Here is a 24,373-nt window from a genome sequence, read left to right as displayed (position 1 = left end):
GAGATTTTGATAACTTATGTGATACAATAAATCTGTGCAATTACGCACCGATAATCAATTATATTTTAAATATTGGGAGAATAAATTTAATGAAGCAACAGAAAAAAGTTATTAAACTGTATAAGTCGGGCAAGCTGTGGGTAACGGCGGCCATAGTTGTCGGCGGTATGATAGTCAGTACTTCAGTGTCAGCAGCTACCGGCGGCGAATCGACTAATGTCAATAGTTCAACGCAGCAAAATATAACTGCGCAAAAATTGTCAGTAGCTGATCAAACAAAAGTGGCCGATGAGTCAACGAAGTTGTCAGCAAATGATCAGGTAAAAACAAATAGTGCAACAACAACATTAACAGATGAAAATCAAACTGTAAACGAGCATGTGGCAACAACAGTGAATTCAAGTCGCTCAAATACTACGGAAAATGAAGATAAATCTGTCGATGCAAGTGAAATTGACAAAGCAGTAAACGATGCACAAGATGCAAGTGTTGAAGTAACAGAAACACCTGCAAAAAGCACAAATATACAAGGTGTTGAAGATTCAGATAAAAATGAACAAGTAATAGGACAACAAGACACTGATAAAGCTGATTATCAAAATCAAATTGATCGCTTAAATGCTGCTAAAGAACAGCAAAAAGCGCAAGATCAAAAGTATGCTGATGATAAGGCAAGTTATGAAGCGGCCCTAGCTGCCGGAAAACAAACTAATTCTGACGGTAAAACACAAATTGCGACTTCTTCAGCACCACAAGCTTTAGCTTTAGATAAAAGTAAACCAGCTGATGAAACTGCGCCAACAGGAACAATGACCCCAACAAAAGTTTACTCTGGTGACTCTGATGCAGGTAAGAATAGTAATTTAAAGGATAGTTCTAAAATATGGGAGTATTCTGGCAATCAATTATTAAATAAAAATACGGTTATTAATAAAACATGGGTTAAATCGGGCACAATTATTGTTAGAGATAATACTGGTGCACTTGTAGAGCGCGCTGTTGATTTAAATGAATCATTTCATGATTTTCAACTACAAAATGGTAATTGGTCAGAGACCAATGATTACCATGATCAAGGAATTCCAAAGGTAACTATTAGTAGTAATGCGATTGATAATGTAGAAATGTGGAACCTTAATTGGCAAACGACATTTTGGTTTACCTATAGTGACAATAATGAAATTGTGCCTATCTCAAAAATGACTGGCACTGCTGGTGATCCTAAAGTCTACTTTTTAAGTGCTTCATTAAGTGCGTCTAACTATACTGGTCCTGATAATCCAGGTCAGTGGGATAGTTGGCAGACTAACGAGAAAGAATATGTCCAAACCAATGATGCTAAAACTGTAGTTGTTGCAGCAAATTCTACAATCAGTTTGGGCAATATATCAAATAGTCAGAATGTTGTCAATAATGCGCCTAATAATCAAGCATACGTGAATAATAGTAATAGTTATCATGATGCAAATGATGATGACCCAGATGTTTATGCTTTAAAAGAAGGTGTTTCATTTACTGACTTTACAACGGATAAACCAACACTATTTTTGGGATCGGTTCCAACAAATCCAACTGCACGTTGGTGGCATAGTAATCATAATATGAACTCTGATGAACTAGCATTTGTGCAGTCACCAGTTAAAGCTCAAAATGTGAGTGCTGATTATCATTTAAATACAATTTCTTATAAACAAGCATCTGTTAAGCAAGTTAATGAAATTATTAAATATGTTTATCAATCAGATAATACGCCTGTAAAGAATAATAATGGACAATCATTAGACTACAACGCGGAAAATATTCAATTTGTGACAACAACAGATAATAATGGAAAAGACATTGTTTGGACAGCAAAGGGTAGCGTTGATGTTCCTACAATAGATGGCGAAACTGGTAATATTTCAACTAGCGGTTGGTCAAAAGTAGAGAACAATCAATTCAAGGAAGTTATTAATCCAGTAGTTCAGGGATATCATGTTGTTTCAACGACAGATACTGATAATGACCTTTCAAAAACTACTGAAAAAATTGTTAATAAAGATAGTCAAAATATTGATATTACGGTGTTTTACGCCAAAGATCAAGGTAATCTTGTTGTCAACTATGTCGATGAAGCTGGAAACGTATTGGTTGTCGCTGATTCATCAACTAAAGACAGTGGTGAAGATTATACAACAACACCAAAGTTAATTGACGGTTATGATCTCGTACCAACAAAAACAACTGGTGACGTTGCTGGTCAGTATCCAGCAGATGGTCAAACCAAAGAAGTGACGTATGTTTATGGTCAACAAGGACAACACACAACAAATTACGTTGATGAAAGTGGCGCAGTGTTATCACCAGCCGATTCATCAAGTAAAGACAGTGGTGAAAATTACACAACAGAACCAAAGTCAATTGATGGGTACGATCTTATCCCAACAAAGACAACCGGTGACGTTGCAGGTCAGTATCCAGCAGATGGTCAAACAGCTGAAGTAACGTATGTCTACGGTCAACAAGGTCAACATACTACTAATTATGTAGATGAAAATGGCAAAGAACTAATTCCAACAGATACGACTAAGGGACCAAAAGACACAGATTATACAACCACACCAACTGAAATTCCTGGCTATCACTTAGTGCCAGAAAAGACAACTGGCGACGAAACTGGTAAGTATGATACTGGCAAGACAACGGATACAACATATGTCTATGCCAAGGATCAAGGTAACTTGATTGTGAATTATGTCGATGAAGCTGGCAATGCTTTAACAACAGCCGACAAGACAACAGCTGATACTAATCAAGATTACACAACAGCACCAAAGTCAATTGATGGCTACGATCTTATCCCAACAAAGACAACTGGTGACGTTGCAGGTCAGTATCCAGCAGATGGTCAAACAGCTGAAGTAACGTATGTTTACGGTCAACAAGGTCAACATACGACTAATTACGTTGATGAAGACGGTAAGATCCTTGTACCAACAGATACAACTAAGGGACCAAAGGATACCGATTATAAAACGACCCCAGCAGAAGTGCCTGGTTATCATTTAGTACCAGAAAAGACAACTGGCGACGAAACCGGTAAGTATGATACTGGCAAGACAACGGATACAACATATGTCTACGCCAAGGATCAAGGAAATCTTGTTGTCAACTATGTGGATGAAGATGGCAATGCGTTGACAGTAGCTGACAAGTCAACAGCTGATACTAATCAAGATTACACAACGACACCAAAGTCAATTGACGGTTACGATCTTATCCCAAGCAAGACAACTGGTGACGTTGCGGGTCAATATCCAAATGATGGCGAAACCAAAGAAGTAACGTATGTCTATGGCAAACAAGGTCAACACACAACAAATTACGTTGATGAAGACGGTAAGACACTTGTACCAACAGACACAACTAAGGGACCAAAAGATACTGAATACACAACGACGCCAGCAGAAGTGCCTGGATATCACTTAGTACCAGAAAAAACAACGGGTGATGAAACAGGCAAGTATGATACTGGCAAGACAACGGATACAACGTATGTCTACGCCAAGGATCAAGGAAATCTTGTTGTCAACTACGTTGATGAAAGTGGTCAAGTAATTGCTGGAAAAGATTCATCAACTAAGGACAGTGGTGAAGATTACACAACAGGACCCAAGTCAATTGATGGTTATGATCTCATACCAACAAAGACAACCGGTGACGTTGCAAGTCAGTATCCAGCAGATGGCGAGACCAAAGAAGTAACTTATGTCTATGGTCAACAAGGTCAACACACGACAAACTATGTCGATGAAGCTGGTAAGACACTTGTTCCAACTGAACAAACTCAAGGGCCAAAGGACACGACATTTAATACAACGCCAGCAGAAGTGCCTGGTTATCACTTAGTACCAGAAAAGACAACCGGCGACGAAACTGGTAAGTATGATACCGGCAAGAACACAGACACAACATATGTCTACGCCAAGGATCAAGGTAGCTTAGTTGTCAACTATGTGGATGAAGCTGGTAACGTATTTGTTGTCGCTGACTCATCAACTAAGGATAGTGGTGAAGATTACACAACAGCACCAAAGGCAATTGATGGTTATGATCTCGTATCAACAAAGACAACCGGTGACGTTGCAGGTCAATATCCAGAAAATGGCGAAACCAAAGAAGTAACCTATGTCTATGGCCAACAAGGTCAACATACGACAAACTATGTCGATGAAGAGGGTAAGACTCTTATATCAACAGACACGACTAATGGACCAAAGGATACAGAATACAAGACAACACCGACCGAAATACCTGGTTACCATTTAGTACCAGAAAAGACAACCGGCGATGAAACTGGTAAATATGATACTGGTAAGACAACAGATACAACGTATGTCTACGCCAAGGATCAAGGAAATCTTGTTGTCAACTACGTTGATGAAAGTGGTCAAGTAATTGCTGGAAAAGAGTCATCAACTAAGAACAGCGGTGAAGATTACACAACGACACCAAAGTCAATTGACGGTTATGATCTCATACCAACAAAGACAACCGGTGACGTAACAGGTCAATATCCAAATGACGGCGAGACCAAAGAAGTAACCTATGTCTACGGCAAACAAGGTCAACATACGACAAACTATGTTGATGAAGACGGTAAGACACTTGTTCCAACCGAACAAACTCAAGGTCCAAAGGACACTGATTATACAACGACACCAGTCGAAGTACCTGGCTATCACTTAGTACCAGAAAAGACAACTGGCGACGAAACTGGCAAGTATGATACAGGTAAGACAACAGACACAACGTATGTCTACGCCAAGGATCAAGGTAGCTTAGTTGTCAATTATGTCGATGAAAACGGCACGGTCTTAGCACCAGCCGACTCATCAACGCAAAATAGTGGTGAAGCTTATACAACAGTACCAAAGGCAATAGTTGGTTATGATTTGGTGCCAAACAAAACAACCGGTGAAGTTACTGGTAACTATCCAAATGATGGCGAAACTAAAGAAGTAACCTATGTCTATAGTAAACAAGGTCAACATACGACAAACTATGTGGATGAAGATGGTAAAACTCTTGTACCGACAGACACGACTAATGGACCAAAAGATACAGAATACAAGACAATGCCAGCAGAAGTCCCTGGTTATCACTTAGTACCAGCAAAAACAACTGGTGACGAAACTGGTAAGTATGACACAGGTAAGACAACAGATACAACGTATGTCTACGCCAAGGATCAAGGTAGCTTAGTTGTTAACTATGTCGATGAAAATGGTTCAGTGTTATCACCAGCCGATTCATCAAGCAAAGACAGCGGTGAAGCTTATGCAACAACACCAAAAGCAATTGATGGTTACGACTTAATTCCAACAAAAACTACTGGTGACATAAATGGTCAATATCCAGACGATAGTCAAACAGCTGAAGTAACCTATGTCTACGGCAAACAAGGTCAACATACCACTAATTATGTGGACGAAGATGGTAAGACACTTGTTCCAACTGAACAAACTCAAGGGCCAAAGGACACGACATTTAATACAACACCAGCAGAAGTACCTGGTTATCATTTAGTACCAGAAAAGACAACCGGCGACGAAACAGGAACCTACGACACTGGCAAGACCACAGACACAACGTATGTCTACGCCAAGGATCAAGGTAGCTTAGTTGTTAACTATGTCGATGAAAATGGTTCAGTGTTATCACCAGCCGATTCATCAAGCAAAGACAGCGGTGAAGCTTATACAACAACACCAAAAGCAATTGACGGTTACGACTTAATTCCAACAAAAACTACTGGTGACATAAATGGTAAATATCCAGTCGATAGTCAAACAGCTGAAGTAACCTATGTCTACGGCAAACAAGGTCAACATACGACAAACTATGTCGATGAAGCTGGTAAGACACTTGTTCCAACTGAACAAACTCAAGGGCCAAAGGACACGACATTTAATACAACGCCAGCAGAAGTGCCTGGTTATCACTTAGTACCAGAAAAGACAACCGGCGACGAAACTGGTAAGTATGATACCGGCAAGAACACAGACACAACATATGTCTACGCCAAGGATCAAGGTAGCTTAGTTGTCAACTATGTGGATGAAGCTGGTAACGTATTTGTTGTCGCTGACTCATCAACTAAGGATAGTGGTGAAGATTACACAACAGCACCAAAGGCAATTGATGGTTATGATCTCGTATCAACAAAGACAACCGGTGACGTTGCAGGTCAATATCCAGAAAATGGCGAAACCAAAGAAGTAACCTATGTCTATGGCCAACAAGGTCAACATACGACAAACTATGTCGATGAAGAGGGTAAGACTCTTATACCAACAGACACGACTAATGGACCAAAGGATACAGAATACAAGACAACACCGACCGAAATACCTGGTTACCATTTAGTACCAGAAAAGACAACCGGCGATGAAACTGGTAAATATGATACTGGTAAGACAACAGATACAACGTATGTCTACGCCAAGGATCAAGGTAGCTTGGTTGTGAATTATGTGGATGAAAACGGTACGGTCTTAGCACCAGCCGATTCATCAACCAAAGCTAGTGGCGAAGCCTACACGACAACACCAAAAACTGTTGCTGGTTATGACTTAGTCCCAAGCAAGACAACCGGTAACGTTACTGGTCAGTATCCAAACGATGGCGAAACAAAAGCTGTCACTTATGTCTATGGCAAACAAGGCCAACATACGACAAACTATGTCGATGAAGACGGAAAAACACTTGTTCCAACTGAACAAAATCAAGGTCCAAAGGACACTGATTATACAACGACACCAGCAGAAGTCCCTGGTTATCACTTAGTACCAGAAAAGACAACCGGTGACGAAACTGGTAAGTATGATACAGGTAAGACAACGGATACAACGTATGTCTATGCCAAAGATCAAGGTAACTTGGTTGTGAATTATGTGGATGAAGACGGCACGGTCTTAGCACCGGCTGATTCATCAACCAAAGATAGTGGTGAAGCTTATACAACAACACCAAAAAATGTTGATGGCTACGATCTTGTACCAAGCAAGACGACCGGTGAGGTTACTGGCGATTATCCAAATGATGGTGAAACTAAAACTGTCACTTATGTCTACGGCAAACAAGGTCAACATACGACAAACTATGTGGATGAAAATGGTAAAACTCTTGTACCAACAGACACAACTAAGGGACCAAAAGATACTGAATACACAACGGCGCCAGCAGAAATCCCTGGCTATCACTTAGTGCCAGAAAAGACAACTGGCGATGAAACAGGCAAGTACGATACAGGTAAGACGACAGATACAACGTATGTCTACGCCAAAGATCAAGGTAACTTGGTTGTGAATTACGTTGATGAAAGTGGTCAAGTAATTGCTGGAAAAGATTCATCAACCAAAGCTAGTGGTGAACATTACACAACAGCACCAAAGGCAATTGATGGTTATGATCTCGTACCAAGCAAGACAACCGGTGACGTTGCGGGTCAGTATCCAAATGACGGCGAGACCATAGAAGTAACGTATGTTTACGGAAAACAAGGTCAACATACAACTAACTATGTGGATGAAGCTGGCAATGAACTAGTTCCATCTGAACAAAAGCAAGGACCAAAGGACACAACATTTAACACAACACCAGCTGAAGTACCTGGTTATCACTTAGTACCAGAAAAGACGACTGGTGGTGAAACAGGCAAGTATGATACAGGTAAGACAACAGATACAACGTATGTCTACGCCAAAGATCAAGGTAACTTGGTTGTCAACTACATTGATGAAAGTGGTTCAGTGTTATCACCAGCCGACTCATCAAGTAAAGACAGTGGTGCAGATTACACAACAGGACCCAAGTCAATTGACGGTTACGATCTTATCCCAAGTAAGACAACTGGCGACGTTACAGGTAAATATCCAAAGGACGGCGAGACTAAAGAAGTAACCTATGTCTATGGCAAACAAGGTCAACACACAACCAACTATGTGGATGAAGATGGTCAACCACTTGTACCAACAGATACAACTAAGGGTCCAAAAGATACAAATTACACAACGACACCAGCCGAAGTACCTGGGTACCATCTTGTCCCAGCTAAGACAACAGGTGATGAAACAGGAACCTACGACACTGGCAAGAACACAGACACAACTTATGTCTATGCCAAGAATCAAGGGCCAAAATCTGAAGAAAAACTGGTTGAAAAAAATCCAAAACAAAAATATGATGACCATAAATTCGTTTTGAAAAGTAGCCAAGTGGCTCAAGATAAGGCACAATCAAAACAAAGCAACAACTTGATTAAAAAAGAGACATCAGAAAAGTCTGTTAAACAGTTGCCTAAGACAGGCGAAGAGATACAATCTCATAATAAAATCTCGATGATTCTTGGATTAACATTGTCTACAATAGGATTAACTATGTTGGGCAAAAAACGTAAAAATAAGTAATGTTAATTATGTCGTGTTCTCAAAAAGTTAGACTTTTATGGCGTGGAGAAATCCATGCTTTTTTTCATACAATATAAAGCATGGCAAATGTCATAAAAAAGCCGTGTTGTTACAGTGTTAAATGAGATCAGTAGTTTGTATGTGGTATGTCTGTTTGAACTTTAATCGATTAAAGTTCAAACTCAAATGCAGGTTAAAAATACTTGACAATTGATAATGATAACTATACAATTGACTTATTAAAAGTAAGGAGAATGTTATGAGCACAGTTACTATTTTTGGAAAAGGAAATATGGGGACCGCTATTGGGCAGAACTTTTCAGAAGCGAATAATTCGGTTAATTTTGTTGGACCGCATGATGAGGTAACTGATTTCGGCGACATTATTGTTCTTGCTGTGCCTTATGACGCAGCAAAATTGATTGTTGAAAATCATAAGGCTGATTTAACGGGTAAAATTGTTATTGATATTACTAATCCTGTAAATTTTGAAACTTGGGATGGATTGGTTGTACCTGCTGATAGCTCAGCTGCTGCAGAATTTGCAGCGATTGCACCTGAAGCTAAAATTGTTAAAGGATTTAATACAAATTTTGCTGGTACGTTAGCTACTAAAACAGTTGGCAAGACGCTGCAAACAACTGTTCAATTGGCTTCAGACGATCAATTAGCTAAACAGACTATTATATCAGCATTGGTTGGCAGTGGGTTACCTGTTATTGATGCCGGATCTCTACAACGTGCGCGTGAACTTGAAGCACTAGGATTTTTGCAAATGACGTTGGCTGCTAAGGAAATTATTGGATGGACTGGCGGCTTTGGATTGGTAAATTAAATAGTCATTTTGGTGTTAATTTAGCCACACGACAATTAAAACACGCAAATGGTTTTAAATAAATAAGCACTTCGGTGCTTTTTTTCGTACAATAGAAGTATGAAAACTATCACGAAAATTGCAACACAAAAAAAAGCCGGGCGTTACAGCGTTGATTTAGATAAACAGTTTGCGTTTGGTGTATCTGAAAGTGTGTTGATTAAATATGGTTTGGCCAAAGGACGTGAGCTCGATGACGCATTAATTGAACAAATCATGCATGATGAAGAAATCGCCAAAGCGTTCAATACAGCCATCAATTATTTAGGACATGCCTTACGTACAATTAAACAGGTTAAACAAAAATTAACGGAAAAAGAAGTGTCTGAAGAAATACAAGATCAGGCGATTACACAATTAAAGAGTCTGGGATACTTGGATGACACTAATTATGCAATGCATTATGTGACAACAAAAAAATTAATTAGTCCAAAAGGACCAAATGTGATTAAAATGGATTTGAAGCAAGCTGGCATAATAGATGAGGATATTGAACTGGCACTGGCATCTTATACACATGAAGAGCAACTTGAAATTGCCCAAAAAATGGCTATCAAATTTTCTAATACTTATAAACGTGAATCGACACGTGCCAAGCAACAAAAAATTATTCAGGCATTAGCGAATAAAGGTTTTTCGTTCGATATTGCCCAATTAGTGGTAGCTGAACTTGATGTAAGTAATGATGATACAACTGAGTTAGACAATGTTAAAAGGCAAGCCGAAAAACTCTGGCATCGTTATCGAAATGAGCCACTGAGTCAGCGACAGTATAAGACAAAAAGCCATCTTTATACCAAGGGTTATCATCGTGAAGTGATTGATATCATCATGTTAGCACTTGAAAGCGAGTCTTAATCATGCAGATTTATGATTTAAAAGTCATACAAACAAAACTGTCGGTAGCAGAGCAACAAGCTGCTAAGATAACACAAGAGCTACGACATTTCCAAAAAGCAGTCAACATTGATAATTATAATCAGCAACAAATTAAGACATTGGGAAACCAGCTGACTAATTTAAAATTAATTATTGTACAGTTACAAAAACAATTGATATCGGCTAAAAAATCTAACCAAAAAATAAACACGCAACATTTTGTACGCGGTAATAGGCATCGCAATGACTTGTAGCCTATCATTTAATCGTGAAATTTGGTACAATTAAATAGAAATTCGGTGTCAGAAGAGTAGGTAAGATCATGAGCTTTGATAAGTCGAATCGCGGGCCACGCGAGGGTGATTTCATCACGATCAAAAGTTACAAGCATGACGGCTCGTTGCATCGAACTTGGCGCGATACCATGGTTTTAAAAACCAGTGAAAACGCTATTATTGGATTAAATGATCATACTTTAGTAACGGAAGATGATGGACGTCGCTGGGTGACTAGAGAACCAGCGATTGTTTATTTTCATAAGAAGTATTGGTTTAATATTATTGCAATGATACGTGATAATGGGGTGTCGTACTATTGTAATTTAGCATCACCTTATGTCTTAGACAAAGAGGCGCTAAAATATATTGATTACGATTTAGATGTTAAAGTTTTTCCAGACGGTGAAAAGCACTTACTTGATGCTGATGAATATGCTGCACATAGTAAGAAATGGCATTATCCACCAGAAATCGATCAAATTTTGAAAGCACATGTCAAAATTTTAGTGGACTGGATTAATGAAGGCACAGGACCTTTTTCACAAGGTTATATTGATGTGTGGTATGCAAGATATCAGCATTTGATGCAACAGCGGCTTAAAGATCGTCGTTGATAGGAAAGGCACACAAATATTTGTGTGCCTTTTTGTGTGATAAAATATAGAAAGAATAAATGATGTGTGAGACAACGTATTAACTTTCGGTCACCTATGAAAAGAGGGTCAAATGGCACTAACAATTTATATGAATCATGCACGCACTGATCTACGTCATGCCTTGCTACAAGATGTGCAGACGAAAATACAACAAGATAAAACGCTAACAGTTTATTATATCGTACCAAATCATGTTAAGTTTGATAGTGAGGTCGATGTTTTAAGGCAATTTGCGTTAATAAATGGTCAAAATCCTAAAAAAGAATTATATGCACAAAGTCGTTTACAAGTATACTCGTTGTCACGATTGGCGTGGGCGCTGTTAAAGGATATGCCTGATATACAGCCAAATATTATACAAAATACGGGTTTATTTATTATGGTGTCAGACATATTGCGGGACTATGCCGGACAATTGCCCATTTTTGCGCGGATGCAATCTAAAAGTGGCTTTATATCTGCACTAGTCACACAGCTAGTAGAATTGCGTGCCAGTCATATTACGCCACAAGATTTATTACAAATTTTGAATGATACGAGTCATGATGCTACTTTTTTACACCAAACGCTCGGCAGCAAGTTACGTGATTTAGCAATTGTTGCGGATGTCTTAGACAGCAAAATAGGAAAGGAATATATGACTACACAGGAAGTTTTGCCTTTCTTTGCTATGCAGTTAGCGGCATCTTCACTAAAAAATGTAGCGTTTTATTTTGATGGTTTTAATGGCTTTACGAGTGCTGAGATGCAAGTGATCACGCAATTGATTGCAAAATATCCAGTGTCAATTGCATTTTTAGGGCAGGCTGATAAATTAGGGAAACAACAAGATGGCGATGTCTTTAATAAACCAATGTATACAGCGCAACAACTCATACATACTGCTAAAACCTTTGATAAAAAAGTGCAGATCAACGCGCCAAAACAGTTACGCCATCTAAGCCAAACAACAAAACAAGTTTTATCAGCTTGGGAAAGTTTAGGTGAATATCGCGCTTTTAATGGTGAAAAAGATCATGTTAACTTACAGACATTTGCTGCTGAAAATACAATTGTTGAAATACAAGAAGTTGCACGACGTATTCGACGACTACTAGTTAATGAACCTGAAATGCGCTTACGTGATATTTTAATTTTGGCGCGCGATTTAACACCCTATACGGCACATATACCGGAGGTGATGACACAATTTGATTTGCCTTATTTTTTAGATAATGATCAACCAATGGCTAATCATCCATTAGTTGAATTACTATTGAATTTGTTATTACCTCAAAAAGATAGATTTCAATATCAAAATGTGATGGCTATTTTGAAAACAAGTTTATTACGTCCTTACTTAGATGATGCATTAGTACCTGAAAAAGAATTTTTTGATGTGATGGGTTATTTTGACAATTATCTTTACGCAAATCGCCCCTATGAAACAACTTGGCGTAATTTAGATAAACCATTTGAACTATTCACAATTGTTGGCCAAGTGGACGAGGATGATGCAACAATTACCTCAGACGATAGTATGGTCAATCGCCGAATTGAAACAATGCGACGATTTATATTATCAGCATTTGACGATCTACAACGACAATTAGACCAAGCAAAAACAATGCGGCAAGCAGCAACTAATTTGGTCCTGTGGTTAGAAAAATACCATGTTGTCGATGCTATTTTAGAGCAACGTGACATGCTACTTGCAGCTGGTGAATTAACACGTTCACGGCAAGGCGAGGAAGTCTGGCAATTATTCATTCAAACACTAGATGATATTGTGACGATTAATGGTGAAGCAACATTTGATCTAACTATTTTTAAAGAAGTATTGACCGCAGGTTTTTCAGGCGCAAAATTTTCTGGCATTCCCAATAACTTAGACCAATTGACGATTTCTGAAGCGGGTATTGTTCAAAGCAATCATTATAAGCATCTTTTTTTTATCGGTGGGACACGTGCAAATTTGCCAGCACAAATGAAAACAACTGCGTTAATTAATGATGCTGAAAGATTAATTGTGCAACCAGCCTTGCAAGAATCAGGGACAACAAAATATTTGCAAAATACAGCACAGCAGCAAATGGCCGAAGAAAATCTACTATTTTATGGTGCTTTGGCTACGACAACAAGTGGGGTCACATTCTCATATCCTATTCTAGATGCGAGTGGCAAAATATCGGAAATATCACCTTTCTTCAAAAGATTAATCGATGCTTTTGATATTACGATTGAAAAAATTAGCAATGTGCCACGTAGCAGTGTTGATTTGTTAAAGCATTATATTGGGACACCCCGAGCGACGTTGTCCGAATTAGTTAAAATTATACCCACACAACAAACAACAGCAGCTTTTAAAGCAGTTCAAAATGCGATTAGTCAGCAACAAAATGCGCGTTTGACACATGTTTTAAAGGCGCCAAACTATCGTAATACGAGTCAGACTTTAAAACCGGCATTTGTACAGGCACTATTTGGTGAAAAATTAAATGTTTCCATATCTCAGCTCGAAAGTTATTATAATAATCCATTAGGTTATTTTTTGCAATATGGGTTGAAATTAAAGGAACGTGCGACCAATGAGTTGAACGTGGCTCAAACAGGCACACTTTATCATGCAATGCTAGAAGGTGTGTTGCAGCGATTAATTCAAGAAAATATGAGTTTGCGAGATATAAAAACCGACGATTTGATGACCTTGTTGCAACAAGAAATGGCATCACAATTAACGTTACCAGAATACAACTTGTTACAAGAAAATGGTAAAATGCGTGCGATACGAGATTATTTGCAAAAAGTGAGTGAAACATTGCTAACCAATTTGCAGCGTGCTGCTCGTGTTAATATTGCGCGACCTGGTGCCGTCGAAAAACTATTTGGCTTTCCGGATAAAAATGCACTACCAGCTTTAAAATTTTCTCGGGGACAAGTTAATATGCAAGTACGTGGTAAAATTGATCGTTTTGATATTCAAGATAACGCACAAGTGTTTGGTACAATTGTTGATTATAAATCTAGTGGCAAGCAATTTGATTGGGGTCAAGCATTTGATGGACTACAAATGCAATTATTAACATATTGGCAGGCAGCACAAATGAATGCTGAAGCACTTGGAGTCGAAGCCATTGGTGGTGCTTTTTTTGCACAAATAGCCCCACAAAAACGATTAATATCGGATTTTAAAGGGGATGTTAATGCACTTTTAGCTGGGCAAATAAGACCAGATATTTTTAAATACCGTGGTCTATTTGTTTCAGAAGAAGATTATATTGATAGTTTAGACTATTTATCTGATAGTAATATCTCACAATTTTATCAACTCAAGAAGAAAAATGATGGGGAACTTTACGCCAATAGTGATTTTGTAGCTGCGCAAGATTTTGCATTACTATTAAAACGTAATACTGATAATATTATATTTGCGGGAGAGGAAATTTTGGCAGGGCTTTTTCCTTTGGAACCAACAGCAGCAAGCTTACAGTACACACCGTATGTCGATATTTTACGGTTTGATCGGTCATTAGGTGATAATTACCGACCAGAGACACCTAAAGGCAAGGCTAATATTTTAAAAATTTTACAGGAGGCAGATGATAATGGCGACGACATTTACAGTTAATCAGCAACGTGCAGTTGAAGAGACAGGACATAATATTTTGGTTGCAGCTTCAGCTGGTTCTGGTAAAACAACCGTTTTAATTGAACGTCTCATTCAAAAAATATTAACTGGGACGAGTGTTGAAAATTTTTTAATTGTGACCTTTACTCATGCAGCTGCTAAGGAAATGCGGGAACGTTTGGAAACAGCGCTTGAAAAACGCCTGCAAACAGCTGATAGCCAGATGAAACGTTTTTTACAAGAACAACTGCTGCTACTGCCAGCGGCTAATATTTCAACAATAGATGCTTACGCATTACGGTTAATTGAAAATTATTATCATGTGATTGGCTTAGATCCGCAATTTCGATTACTGTCAGATACTGCGGAACGTGATCTATTGCGCCAAGACGTGTTAGGCGAATTATTTGCGTCATTTTACGAAGAATCATACGAAAATCATGCAGAATTTTTAGCATTGGTCACTAATTTTAGCAGTCCAAGTGATGATACGCAATTGCAAAACATTGTTTTAAAACTAGCAGATTTTGCAGAAGCACGACCAGACGGTGACGCGTGGTTGCAACATTTAAATGATAATGACCTGTCGAAAAATGTTGATATCACGCAGTCAACTATGTATCAACAGGACATATTTCCCATCGTGTCTGATATGATTAAACACCTTTTAGATTCAGCAACGGCAGCGCAATCTTTAGTTGCGGGCATACCTGAGTTTAAAAAAGCACAAGCAGGATTCATAACTATTATTGACTATTTGCAACGCATTCAGTCAGATTTGGTGGGTGTGACATGGGATAATTTACGTGATAAAGTTATTCAAATGCCTAAGGTGAGTATTGAAACTCGCGCAAGTAAGGGGATAAAAGGCGAACCAGACATGTTGTCTATTTTAACTGAAGTGACAGCGGTTAAAAATAAAATTGTTGGCTCTAAATCTGATTTAAACCAGTTAATAGACTCATTTTTTAGATTTGATCAAACGAATTGGCAAAAAATACAAGGTGCGACGGACGAGTTAGTACGGACACTCATTGGCGTGACACAAAGTTTTCGTGTGGCTTTTAATCAAGCCAAGCGGGAGGCTAAATTAGTTGATTTTCCAGATCTGGGTGCGTTGGCGTTGCAAATATTAGCTGATGAGGCAACACAAAAAACAGTTAGTGGCCAATTTATTGAAATATTAGTTGATGAGTATCAAGATATCAACCAGTTACAAGAAACATTGTTATCTCAAGTATCGAATGGGAAAAATATGTACATGGTTGGTGATGTCAAACAGAGTATTTATGGTTTTCGTCAAGCAGATCCTACCTTATTTACACATAAATATAAGCAGTTTGCCTTGACAAATACTGATGACAGTCGCATTGAATTGGCTGATAATTTCCGATCACAAAATAACGTGACACGGATGACTAATTTGATATTTACTCAACTAATGGATGAAAAATTAGGTGGCATTGCCTATACAGGTGAAGCAAAGTTAGTACCGAAAGCATCATATCCAACAGCAGTACCAGCAGTGTTTGATATTGATATCATAACAAAACAGGATTCAAATCAAGAAGTGACTGATGAAGAGAGCACGGCAGTATTTGAAAAGCGACAAGCACAGTATGCACATTTAGCTGATAAAATTTTAAAATTACGAGAAACAACGCTATTTGATCGCAAAATTACGCCAGCGGGGATGCGCCCAGTTACTTATGCAGATATTGCAATTTTAACGCGATCAAAAGCGGGTTATATAGACTTAGTGGCAACTTTAAGACAAGCAGGTATTCCTGTTCAAGTAGAGACTGTGGGTAACTATTTTCAAACCATGGAAGTTTATTTGATCCTTGATGTTTTGCGTGTGATTGACAATCCGCATCAAGATATACCTTTGGCTGCTATATTACGTTCACCGCTGTTTGATTTGACAGAAAATGACCTTGCAGCTGTGCGACTAGCAGACCAAAAACACGATTATTGGTCTGCCTTGCAGAAGTTTTCTGAGCATGATGAACGCAGCAAAAAAATTATAAATTTGTTTGATAAGTGGCATTTATTAGCTATCCAAAATGATTTAGTGGCGTTGATTTGGACAATATTTGATGATACAGCTTGGTTAGATTATGTTGCAGGTATGCCTGGTGGGACACAACGGCAGGCTAATTTGCACGCTTTGTACGAATATGCCCGCACGTATCAAAATAATACGAATGCTGGGTTATTTCGATTTGTACGTTATATTGAACAGTTACAAGAAAACGACGGGCAACTAGGTGAGGCGCCACAGGAATCTGATGTACAGGCGGTTCGTATTATGACGATTCATGCTTCGAAGGGCTTAGAATTTCCGATCGTATTTTTACCAGAATTTGATAAAGCATTTAATACAAAAGATCTGACAGGCAAGGTATTAGTTCAAAAAGATGCCGGCATTGGTATTGATTATTTGCAGCCTGATGCGTTGGTGTCCATGCCGACCTTACAAAAATTAACGGTGCAACAAGCCATTAAACGCCAAAGCTGGTCGGAAGAGATGCGGTTACTTTATGTGGCATTGACACGTGCAGAACAACAATTGTATGTGATTGGGACGGTCAAAGTTGATGAAGACGGTCAAAATAAACAATTATCTGAACTGTGGCAACGGGCTAAAAATACGACCGGACAATTTTTGGCTGAAGATTTACGGTTGACTGCTAAATCTTATTTAGCATGGTTAATCATGAGTTTAGCGCGTGCTAAAAATGAGGCACTTGAGAATTGGTTAGGTGATGGCGATGCACCACGTTTAATCGGGCCAGAAACGTTATTGGATGCCCAATTAACTGTGCATTTTATGGCTGAAAATGACATTGTCTTAACACAACCGTCAGATACAAACAGTACTGATGACAAAACAATAGACGGTTCATATGATGCCAAAGATTATATGCAGGCCCAAAAAATTTTGGCTTATGATTATGCCAATAAAGCAGCTAGCAATACGGCTGCTTATCAGTCTGTTAGTGAGATGAAACGTTTGTTTGAAGACCCAGATCGTCTTAATTTAAAAACATTAGATATCAGTGAAGACGGCGCTTTCAAACCTGCTAATGAGTTAGTTAAGCAAAGCTTAGCGCTACCAGAATTTATGACTGATGGCTCGCATAAACCATCTCATGCGGCAGTTGGTACAGCGACACACTTATTATTACAACTGATTGATTTTGGGCAAATACAAACACAGCAAACATTAGAAAAATTACGTGATCATTTAGTGGCTAGTAAACGTATTTTACCGCAAGTTGCAGCTTTGATTAATATCAGCCAATTAACAGATTTTTTGGAAACACCATTCGCCAAACGATTGATGCAACATGCCGATACACTGCAACGAGAAGCAACTTTTGCAATGATTATGCCAGCTAATCGTATTTATCCAACATTAACTGATGATGCGCCAGTACTCGTGCATGGGATTATTGATGGTTACTTTATTGACGAAACAACACGATCGCTGACTATTTTCGATTATAAAACAGATTTTGTTAGACACGACCGCGTCACAGAAGATTTACAAAAAATTAAAACACGCTATCAAGGGCAATTAAGACTGTATCAGCAAGCTTTACAGCAAGAATTTCCAACTTATACTTTTTATGAGCCACAAATTATAGTTTTAAGCGTTGGTCAAGTGATCAGCGTGACATCACCTCATGGGAACGATTAGTTGCAAACAGACCGTTCGGCTTATCTTTCTTGTTAATAATAGTGTAAAATAAGGACTATGTTATTAACTTTAAAACAACAATTTAAAAACACACCAGTGACAGTTAGTATTTTTGTCTTAACGGTCCTGGTGTTTGTCGTCGAATTTATTATTGGACGCGGACAAACAGATAATGGCAGTTTATTGGTAGCTTTTGGCGCAAAATGGGGACCATACATTAAAATGTATGATCAGTATTGGCGCTTGGTAATGCCTTTATTTTTACATGCTGGTTTTATGCATATATTAACTAATATGCTGACTTTGTGGTTTATTGGTCCAATTGCTGAAGAAACATTTGGTAGTCGCAAGTTTTTAGGTTTGTATTTGTTTGGCGGTATTGTTGGCAATATCATGTCATATCTATTTGCACCACTGACTGTTTCGGTTGGTGCGTCTTCTGCACTTTTTGGCATGTTTGGTGGATTGATATTATATGCTGTTCAATTTAAGCATGATCCACGTATCCGATCGCAAGGCACGATGATGGGACTTTTTGTTGCTCTCAATCTCATGTCTGGGTTTTTTTCAACAGGTATTGACATGTGGGGGCATATTGGTGGTCTAATCGGTGGCATGATGTTTGCTGTTATGTTTGGTTTCTATGGTCGTTCTGGAAAATATCCAATGGCCTGGCGATTGACAATGGCTGCGGTAACGGTTTTGATTATCGTACTGACTTTAACCGCAACAGGGGGCGTTTCATGAAAAATTTTTATGATATATTAACTTATTTAAAAACGTTTGGTATTTATATTCATGTTGGTAAACGGATGTGGGATATTGAGATGGCTGCATTAGAGATTGATAATTTAAAAAAAGCAGATGTTATTGACAACAAGAAATATGCCACAATGAAGCTGATATTAGCGCATGAACATCGGTTAGAAGAAGAAAATCCCAGTGATTAATTCTGGTATCAAATTGTTTACTGAAAACTATGAAAACGCTTGCAATTTGCAAGCGTTTTCTGTTAGAATTAGTGGGTAATAAATTTATTAGGAGGAAACGTGTACTGTATCGCGCGCTTGCGGTTCAATCTAATTGTTAGCGGTATGTGACACTTTAAAATCATGACTAAAGATAAATTAATCGGTGTTGACCTTGGTGGCACAACAATTAAGTTTGCTATTTTGACTGAAAATGGCGAAATTCAACAAAAATGGTCAATTAAAACCAATGTTTTTGACGATGGGGCGCATATTGTGCCAGATATTATTGAATCAATTAACCACCACCTTGACTTATATCAATTGGATGCAAAACGGGTGATTGGTATTGGCATGGGAACACCTGGAACGGTAAATCGAACAACTGGTACTGTGACAGGGGCTTATAACTTAAATTGGAAGACAGAACAAAATGTTAAAGCAGATATTGAATCTGGCACTGGGTTCCCATTAACATTGGACAATGATGCTAATGCTGCGGCATTAGGTGAGGCGTGGAGGGGTGCCGGTAATAACGATGGTGAAGTATCGTTTATAACACTGGGTACCGGTGTTGGTGGGGGCTTAGTCTCAAATGGTCAACTTATTCATGGCACAGCTGGTGCTGGTGGTGAGATTGGGCATGTTGTCGTCGAGCCAAATGGTTACTTGTGCACTTGTGGAAACAAAGGGTGTCTGGAACAGTATACTTCGGCAACTGGCGTTGTACACTTGGCACAAGATTTTGCTGAAGAGTATGTTGGGTCTTCAAAGTTGAAACAATTGATTTCTAATGGTGATGAAGTGACCTCAAAAATTGTATTTGATTTAGCAAAAGACGGCGATTTTTTGGCTAATAAAGTTATTGATAAGGTGGCGTATTACTTAGGTTATGCGACAGCAATTATGTCAAATATATTAAATCCATCAGCCGTCGTTATTGGTGGCGGTGTAGCAGCTGCGGGCGAGTTCTTACGGGCGCGTGTCGAAAAAAACTGGCAGACATTTGCATTTCCAACGGTCAGAGATACAACGCGAGTGAAATTAGCCGAGTTAGGTAATGATGCTGGTGTGATAGGCGCTGCATCATTAGCACGTGGTAACAAGGACTAAATAAGTATGATTATCTAACAACCAGATGGTTGTTTTTTTAACACATTTTTTAATAAATAACACTTGATAGGCTAAAAAAGGTATAATATATGGTATTGTTAATTAATTAATAAGCTAAAAGCGACTTGTTTTACAGAAAGAAGATACAAAATGATTACTTTAAAATCACCGAGAGAAATAGAAGCAATGCGTCAATCTGGCGCAATTATTGCTGGTATGCACCATATGTTACGCGATTTAATCAAACCAGGTATTGACACATGGGAAATTGAAACAAAATCACGTGACTACATTGAAAGCCACGGTGCTGTGGCTTTACAAGTAGGTTTTGAAGGCTTTAAATATGCAACAACAATTAGTGTTAATAATGAAGTTGCCCATGGTTTGCCGCGCAAAGGCTTGCACTTGAAGAACGGTGATTTAGTTAAGGTCGATACGGTTGTCGGACTTAAAGGCGCTGTATCAGATTCAGCATGGTCGTATGCCGTGGGAGATGTATCCCCTGAAATTGAAAAACTAATGGCCGTCACTAAAAAAGCAATGTATTTAGGTATTGACCAAGCTGTTATTGGTAACCGCATTGGAGACATTGGTAACGCAATTCAACAATACACTGAAGTTGAAAATAGTTATGGTGATGTACGCCAATATATTGGTCACGGTGTTGGGCCAACGATGCATGAAGAACCACAAGTACCGCATTATGGTAAACCAGGGCATGGTATTCGTTTACGTGAAGGTATGGTTATTACCATTGAACCGATGATTAATATTGGTGGTTGGGAAGTTGACACTGACGAAACCGATGAAGATGGGTGGACGGTTTCAACGCATGATGGTTCATGGTCAGCGCAGTATGAGCACACGCTAGCAATTACAAAAGAAGGACCAAAAATATTAACAAGTCAAGATTCTGAATTTGACGCAAAATATTTGTAAAAGTGGGTTAGAAATTTGAAAATTAAGCCAAAACACAAATCATATTTAATTACTAAACGGCTCATTGATGTGGTTTTTGCGTTACTTGGATTAATTGTACTATCGCCAATATTTTTGATTGTGTTTGTTATCTTAAAAATAGATAGTCCAAAATCACCAGCGTTATTTGAACAACAACGAATTGGTAAAAAAGGTAAACCATTTAATATTTATAAATTCCGCTCAATGGTACCAAATGCTGAAGAAATTTTAAAAGCAGATCAGGTGTTATACGAAAAGTACGTAACCAGTGGTTATAAACTACCAACGAAAGAAGACCCGCGTATTACAAAATTAGGCTCTTTTTTGCGGCGTTCGACAATTGATGAGATTCCGCAGTTTTGGAATATGTTGATTGGTGATATGAGTTTAGTAGGACCACGCCCAATTGTTGCTGAAGAGTTAAAAGAGTATGGTAATCAAAAAGATGTTTTCTTGTCAGTTAGGCCGGGTGCTTTAGGCTTATGGCAAGCAAGTGGCCGATCATTGATAGAGTATCCAGAACGAACACAAATAGAATTAGAATATGTTGCAAATGCCGGCTTTTTTTATGATATTAGCATTGTATTTAGAAATGTCATTGCAATTTTTAAATCAAAAGGAGCCTATTAGTCATGATAATTAGTAGACAACGTAATGCTAACTATGCCGGGTTAGTAAAATCATGGTAGCAAAAATCCAAATTTTAGTCGCAGCGCATAAAAAAGCAGCTATGCCTAGAAATGAAAATATTTATATACCAATTCAAGTTGGTTCAGCAATAGCGCCGATGAAACTTCCTGGGTATATACCTGATGATACTGGTACCAATATTTCGGCTAAAAATCCTTATTTTAATGAGTTGACGGCACTATATTGGGCAAGATATAATTCAGATGCCGATATTATTGGACTTGTCCATTATCGCAGGTTTTTTTCGTTTTCAAAGAAAAAAGATTTAAATGCCATCTTATCTGAAACAGATATACGAGATTTGCTGAAAAAAACAACTGTTCTTGTGCCGAAAAAAAGACGGTATTGGATCGAAAGTAGTCAGTCTCACTACCGTCATGCACATCATGGTCTAGCGTTGGATGTTTTACGTGAGGTAATTTCGGATAAACAACCTACGTATCTAGCAGTCTATGATCGTAATATGGCACGCACATGGGCACATATGTTTAATATGTTTATCATGCGGCGTGCTGAATATGATGCTTATATTGATTGGCTATTTGAAATTTTATTTGCAGTTGAAGTCAAACTACAAGATGACGTGGAACAATGGAATACGTATGAAAAAAGAGTATATGGATTTTTAAGTGAACGTCTACTTGATGTGTGGCTGGCAAAAAATCATGTCAGCTATACTGAAGTGCCGGTAACATTTATGGATAAACAAAACTGGTTACGCAAGGGTGGTAGATTTTTAGCGCGTAAAATTGGTTTTGGACGCGTTTAACAAAAATGTATTGCAGCATTATTTCTCGAGAAAAGTGAATTGACTATTTTTTTAAAATAACCAAAGCTTCATGAATTGTGGGAACAATTTGATTATATGATATAATTTAAAAAGTGCTTTTAGTATTAAAAGCACTTTTTAAATTGCAGTAAAATTATCAGTTTGCAAGTGAATGTTGCCAATAAAAAACTATCATTGCGGTTAGTCAGGTATAATGGAGATATTATGGTAAATAAATTTAATACAAAAAATTATGATTATTTAATTGTTGGGGCAGGTCCCTTTGGCATGATTTTTGCTTACGAAGCAGCTAAACGTGGTAAAAAGTCGTTAATTGTTGAAAAGCGGCCCTATATCGCTGGTAATACGCATACACATGTTGAACATGGTATTACAGTTCATGATTTTGGTGCGCACATTTTTCACACGGATAATAAAGAAGTGTGGGATTATATCCGCCAATTTGCCGATTTTAATGGTTATCAAAACCAAGTTGTCGCCAATTATCAGGGAACGTTATATAACTTGCCATTTAATATGAACACATTTTATCAAATGTGGGGCACTAAAACACCGGATGAAGCACAGGCTAAAATCGCTGAACAACGTGAATTGGCGTTGAAAGATTTAGGTGATCGGCAGCCACGTAATTTAGAAGAACAAGCGATTTCCTTAATTGGTACTGATATTTATGAAAAGCTCATCAAAGGCTATACTGAAAAGCAATGGGGACGTCCAGCAACTGAGTTGCCAGCTTTCATTATAAAGCGATTACCGGTTCGTTTTATTTATGATAATAACTATTTCAATCATCGTTATCAAGGTATCCCAGTTGGTGGCTATACGCAAATATTTGAGCGTATGTTAGCGCAATCGGAAGGTTTAGTAGACGTCTTAACTGATACAGACTTCTTCGATCATAAAGAAACATTATTGTCAGAATTTCCGCGTGTTTTGTATACAGGAATGATTGATCAATTCTTTGATTATAAATTTGGTGAGTTGGAGTATCGATCATTACGATTTGAACATGAAGTGATTGATTCTGATAATTATCAGGGTAATGCAGTGATTAATTATACAGATGCCAAAACACCCTATACGCGTGTGATGGAATGGCGACATCTTGATGGCTTGGCCGATGCGGGTAAGACCATTGTGACCAAGGAATATCCACAAGAATGGGATCGATCAAAAGAAGCTTATTATCCAGTTAATAATGACAAAAATACGCAAATCTACAAGCAATATGCGAAAGAAGCACGCCAAAAACACACAGAAATTATTTTTGGTGGTCGACTAGGTAAGTATCGTTATTTTGATATGGATCAGGTGTTTAATGATGCCTTCCAGACAGTAAAAGAAGAATTTGACATTGCAGCAGATTTTAATTTTGCACATGATGATGTTACAAAGTAATATG

The 24,373-nt window shown here is 38.2% G+C and carries 14 protein-coding genes; all 14 read left to right on the top strand.

What is annotated here, in order from left to right:
- The first annotated feature begins 89 nt into the window (after nt 1-89).
- The 14 genes from AB3K24_RS06280 to glf all read left to right on the top strand — a co-directional run bounded on the left by AB3K24_RS06280 (nt 90) and on the right by glf (nt 24,369).
- Nucleotides 90-8,450 carry a MucBP domain-containing protein gene (locus AB3K24_RS06280; RefSeq protein ID WP_367974401.1) on the top strand — a complete coding sequence of 2,787 codons (8,361 nt, stop codon included), beginning with the start codon at nt 90-92 and terminating at the stop codon, nt 8,448-8,450.
- Between the two features lie 259 nt (nt 8,451-8,709).
- Nucleotides 8,710-9,285, top strand: coding sequence for an NADPH-dependent F420 reductase (locus tag AB3K24_RS06275; protein WP_367974399.1), 576 nt, complete (start codon nt 8,710-8,712; stop codon nt 9,283-9,285).
- A 99-nt stretch (nt 9,286-9,384) separates the two neighbouring features.
- A complete protein-coding gene (recX, locus tag AB3K24_RS06270) occupies nt 9,385-10,182 on the top strand; it encodes a recombination regulator RecX (protein ID WP_367974398.1) in 798 nt (265 codons plus the stop codon).
- 2 nt (nt 10,183-10,184) lie between these two features.
- Nucleotides 10,185-10,457 (top strand): hypothetical protein, encoded by a 273-nt coding sequence (locus AB3K24_RS06265; RefSeq protein ID WP_367974396.1) that lies wholly within the window; start codon nt 10,185-10,187, stop codon nt 10,455-10,457.
- A gap of 68 nt (nt 10,458-10,525) precedes the next feature.
- Complete coding sequence (ntdP, locus tag AB3K24_RS06260; protein WP_010016797.1) at nt 10,526-11,095, top strand: nucleoside tri-diphosphate phosphatase; 570 nt, start codon at nt 10,526-10,528, stop codon at nt 11,093-11,095.
- Nucleotides 11,096-11,207: 112 nt separating this feature from the next.
- The gene (locus AB3K24_RS06255; RefSeq protein ID WP_367974394.1) at nt 11,208-14,744 is read left to right on the top strand and encodes a PD-(D/E)XK nuclease family protein; all 3,537 of its coding nucleotides are present in this window, start codon (nt 11,208-11,210) and stop codon (nt 14,742-14,744) included.
- The gene (addA, locus tag AB3K24_RS06250) at nt 14,722-18,450 is read left to right on the top strand and encodes a helicase-exonuclease AddAB subunit AddA (protein WP_367974393.1); all 3,729 of its coding nucleotides are present in this window, start codon (nt 14,722-14,724) and stop codon (nt 18,448-18,450) included. Before AB3K24_RS06255 ends, addA begins: the two co-directional genes overlap by 23 nt.
- 57 nt (nt 18,451-18,507) lie before the next feature.
- The gene (locus AB3K24_RS06245) at nt 18,508-19,197 is read left to right on the top strand and encodes a rhomboid family intramembrane serine protease (protein WP_367974391.1); all 690 of its coding nucleotides are present in this window, start codon (nt 18,508-18,510) and stop codon (nt 19,195-19,197) included.
- Nucleotides 19,194-19,400, top strand: a complete 207-nt coding sequence (locus tag AB3K24_RS06240) for a YqgQ family protein (RefSeq protein ID WP_367974389.1) — start codon at nt 19,194-19,196, stop codon at nt 19,398-19,400. The genes AB3K24_RS06245 and AB3K24_RS06240 overlap by 4 nt, the downstream gene beginning before the upstream one ends.
- Nucleotides 19,401-19,562: 162 nt before the next feature.
- Complete coding sequence (locus tag AB3K24_RS06235; RefSeq protein WP_367974388.1) at nt 19,563-20,531, top strand: ROK family glucokinase; 969 nt, start codon at nt 19,563-19,565, stop codon at nt 20,529-20,531.
- Between the two features lie 150 nt (nt 20,532-20,681).
- The gene (map, locus tag AB3K24_RS06230) at nt 20,682-21,470 is read left to right on the top strand and encodes a type I methionyl aminopeptidase (protein WP_367974386.1); all 789 of its coding nucleotides are present in this window, start codon (nt 20,682-20,684) and stop codon (nt 21,468-21,470) included.
- A gap of 15 nt (nt 21,471-21,485) precedes the next feature.
- A complete protein-coding gene (locus tag AB3K24_RS06225) occupies nt 21,486-22,121 on the top strand; it encodes a sugar transferase (RefSeq protein WP_367974384.1) in 636 nt (211 codons plus the stop codon).
- Nucleotides 22,122-22,173: 52 nt separating this feature from the next.
- A complete protein-coding gene (locus tag AB3K24_RS06220) occupies nt 22,174-22,950 on the top strand; it encodes a DUF4422 domain-containing protein (RefSeq protein WP_367974383.1) in 777 nt (258 codons plus the stop codon).
- A gap of 225 nt (nt 22,951-23,175) precedes the next feature.
- Nucleotides 23,176-24,369 carry a UDP-galactopyranose mutase gene (gene glf / locus AB3K24_RS06215; protein ID WP_367974381.1) on the top strand — a complete coding sequence of 398 codons (1,194 nt, stop codon included), beginning with the start codon at nt 23,176-23,178 and terminating at the stop codon, nt 24,367-24,369.
- Nucleotides 24,370-24,373 lie beyond the last annotated feature (4 nt).

Origin of the sequence: Leuconostoc aquikimchii (assembly GCF_040838325.1) — a bacterium.
Taxonomy (GTDB): domain Bacteria; phylum Bacillota; class Bacilli; order Lactobacillales; family Lactobacillaceae; genus Leuconostoc; species Leuconostoc aquikimchii.
The sequence above is the reverse complement of the archived record's forward strand: the minus strand, read 5'-3'. Positions and strand labels throughout refer to the sequence as shown.